The sequence below is a fragment of the Mameliella sp. AT18 genome, assembly GCF_028807275.1.
Lineage (GTDB): Bacteria > Pseudomonadota > Alphaproteobacteria > Rhodobacterales > Rhodobacteraceae > Antarctobacter > Antarctobacter albus.
In genome coordinates, this window is record NZ_JARAMO010000095.1 from 1 (window position 1) to 2851 (window position 2851).

2 protein-coding genes are annotated in these 2851 nt (G+C 39.7%); one reads left to right on the forward strand and one right to left on the reverse strand.

Going from position 1 to position 2851, the window contains the following annotated elements; translation table 11 throughout:
• Window positions 1-1007 precede the first annotated feature (1007 nt).
• The gene (gene tyrS, locus PVW46_RS13215) at window positions 1008-2222 is read right to left on the reverse strand and encodes a tyrosine--tRNA ligase (RefSeq protein WP_058870668.1); all 1215 of its coding nucleotides are present in this window, start codon (window positions 2220-2222) and stop codon (window positions 1008-1010) included.
• A gap of 81 nt (window positions 2223-2303) precedes the next feature.
• Here tyrS and PVW46_RS13220 point away from each other — a divergent pair.
• Window positions 2304-2851: anhydro-N-acetylmuramic acid kinase (locus PVW46_RS13220; protein ID WP_274576129.1), on the forward strand; the 548-nt coding region annotated here is incomplete at its 3' end.

The window sequence follows — 2851 nt, forward strand, 5'->3', positions numbered from 1 at the left end:
CATTCTAGAGGATTTCTAAAGCTTTGCAACCCCCAAATTCACTTATTTGAAACGGGTGTTGGTTTTTTCTACAAAACTTAAGAAAAACCGTATTTTTCATCTATTTTTTGATCATATTTATAATTTTTTCTCTTATTTCTTTCAACATGAGCATTTCATTTCCAATCTTTAAAAGCCTTTTTAAGCTTAAAATTTAATCCTTAGCATTTATTTTTTCTTTAGGATGATTCTTATCAATCTTCTGGCAAGGTTTTCAGACTTAAAATCACCCTGCATTCCTTTCATCTCTGTATTTTTGATAAATCATCTTTCTAAAGACGTAGTTCTTTTATATTTAATACACGCTTAAGCTGAAAAACTGCCACATCGCTATAAAAACACCTAAGATTTAGTAAGAATGGAATGCTTAGTCTGTTTTTATTTCATTCGCGTAATAGCAAAGCCCTCTTCTATCTATACCATGGCCAAGATAATTCAAGACAGAGCTGAAATAACAGCCACGATAAAGCTTGATGATACGAAGCATCTGGATATAAGTAGAAAACGCAGTGCTATATAGCTGATGACCAGCTTTATTTAAAAGTCTGTTGCACCTAACTTTTATGACAGCTCGTTATTTGTCTACGAGAAACTGATTTTAAAAACTAAATTTTTGCCAATAAAAAAGGAAGAGATCTCTCCCAAAACCTCTTCCTCGGAGTTAGATCGTTATCTGATCCATAGATGTCATTATTATAGTTATCTTAAAAAAGTCCCTTGGGGAAGAGACTTGAAAACTGTGGAGAGTTATTCTTATTGACCCTTCTAGCGATGTTAAAAACATCGACTAGACGTTGAAATCTTATACACACTCATTTTAAATTGCAATATTTTTGGAAAAAATTAAGCATTGTTTTTATAAGGTTTTTTTTGAATTTACTTATTTGATTTTTTTATAAAGATTAAAAAATAAAAAGCAGGCCAAAGCCTGCTTTTATATCAACAACTTAAAACATATATGCACCGACTTAGTCTGTAAAAGTGACTTTCGCAATGGCTTTTTTACCCGACTGGATAATTAAAGTGACATTTTCTTTAACAGAGAAACTCATATCGACCACGTTCCAATCAACTTTGACCGCACCACGACCAACAGCATCTTTTGCTGCTGCAGCATTTGGGTTTAAGCCCGCTACGCGAAGAATCGTTGCAATAAACAACTCGCCACCAAATTCAGCGCGTGAAATCGTCACTTCTGGTGTCCCTTCGGGTAGTTCACCCTCAGTAATCAGGTTGCCTGCACCTTTATGTGCATTTTCTGCCGCTTCTGCACCATGGAAACGCTCTACCAACTCAAGCGCAAGAATCTTTTTCACCTCTTGTGGATTACGCCCTTCAGCAATTTCGTTTAGCAGGACTTTAATATCATCAACGGATTTAAAGCTGAGTAAATCGAAATAGCGTTCAATTAATGCATCTGGCATCGAAAGGACTTTCTGATACATCGCCCCTGGTGCATCAAATACCCCAATATAATTACCCAAAGACTTAGACATTTTGTTCACACCGTCTAAACCTTCAAGGATTGGCACTGTAATGCAGACTTGCGCTTCTTGATCATAACGACCTTGAAGTGTACGCCCCATCAATAAGTTAAAGGTTTGGTCCGTACCGCCTAACTCAACATCTGCCTCAAGGGCAATCGAGTCATAGCCTTGAACCAATGGATATAAAAACTCATGAATTGCGATTGGTTGATGGTTGTTATAACGCTTGGTGAAGTCATCACGCTCAAGCATACGAGCAACCGTTTGCTGTGAAGCCAATTGAATCAGGTCAGCAGCCGTTTTATCGGCAAACCATTCAGAGTTGAAGCGCACTTTGGTTTTATTCGGATCAAGAATTTTAAACACTTGTTCTTGATACGTTTTTGCATTTTCAAGCACTTGCTCACGCGACAATGGTGGACGTGTTGCACTTTTTCCAGTCGGGTCACCGATCATCGCGGTATAATCCCCAATCAAGAAGGTCACGTCATGACCCAAGTCTTGGAAAGTTTTCAATTTATTAATTAAAACCGTATGCCCCAAGTGCAAGTCAGGCGCAGTCGGGTCAAAGCCCGCTTTAATTTTTAAAGGACGATTTTCTTTTAATTTCTTCAGAAGATCTTCTTCAGAAATAATTTCATGCGTGCCTCGTTGAATGAGAGCAAGTTGTTCTTCAGCCGGCAGGAAATTTGACATCACAAAACCCAAACACATCAGTTATTCAATTTGTGCGATATACTAACACTTTTTCAGCACATTGCAGGCTTTAGAATAATCATGACAGCGATCTATATTGGGGTAATGACCGGCACCAGCATGGATGGTGTTGATATTGTTGCTGCTTCTTTTGATCCATTGCAGCTTCACGCCACCCTCACTCTTTCTTTCGACCCAGATTTACGCGATGAACTGATGGCACTCACTTTGCCCGGTGACAACGAAATCGACCGTATGGGCAAGGCAGATGTGGCTTTAGCAAAGATGATTGGCGAAGGCATCAATCAGCTGATTGAGCAAAGTCATTTAGATCGTAGTCAAATCAAAGCGATTGGCTCACATGGACAAACCATTCGCCATCGGCCAGAGCACGGCTTTACCCTGCAAATTGGTGACCCAAACATCATCACTGAAATCACCCAAATTCCGGTGATTTCAGACTTTCGACGTCGTGATATGGCCGCAGGTGGCCAAGGTGCCCCGCTGGTTCCTGCGTTTCACCAAGATATGTTCCAACATGAAAGCATTCATCGCGTCATCTTAAACCTAGGCGGCATCGCCAATGTCAGCATGTTACCCGCAGGCCAACCTGATCAGGTATACGGTTT

Excerpts from the sequence above, each read along its gene's own strand:
- tyrS (WP_058870668.1), bottom strand. The coding sequence starts at position 2,222 with ATGTCAAATTTCCTGCCGGCTGAAGAACAACTTGCTCTCATTCAACGA.